The sequence below is a fragment of the Dawidia cretensis genome, assembly GCF_018598175.1.
In the GTDB taxonomy this organism is placed as follows: domain Bacteria; phylum Bacteroidota; class Bacteroidia; order Cytophagales; family Cyclobacteriaceae; genus Ohtaekwangia; species Ohtaekwangia cretensis.
Genome location: NZ_JAHESE010000147.1, coordinates 1 through 346, shown reverse-complemented (window position 1 = coordinate 346; position 346 = coordinate 1). Strand labels below are relative to the sequence as shown.

Genomic DNA, 346 nt, shown 5'->3' with positions numbered 1-346 from the left:
CATTGGTATTGGTGGGTTCGAAATACCACGTGCCATCGTCATTTTTATACCGGCTCGTAGGATTGCGAACCAACACGCTTTCCCAACCACCACCGGTAAGCTGATTATCCGTGTTACCTCCGCCGAGGAGATTGGCTTCGTTAAAATTTGTGGCCAGGTTGACGGACGCTAACAGTTTACCGTCAAGCGCCTTTTGGTTAAGATTGAATCGCAAGCCATATTGTTCGCGGCTGTTTTCGCGGGCAATACCTTGAAGATCCTGATACGTAAGACTCGCGCGATAATTTGTATTTTCGCTACCACCCGATAGCGCCAGGTTGTGATATTGAGACAGGTTATACCTGTG

1 pseudogene is annotated in these 346 nt (G+C 48.3%); it reads right to left on the bottom strand.

The window, feature by feature from the left end:
• Positions 1–346: pseudogene (locus KK062_RS30130) on the bottom strand (SusC/RagA family TonB-linked outer membrane protein); the annotation flags it as partial.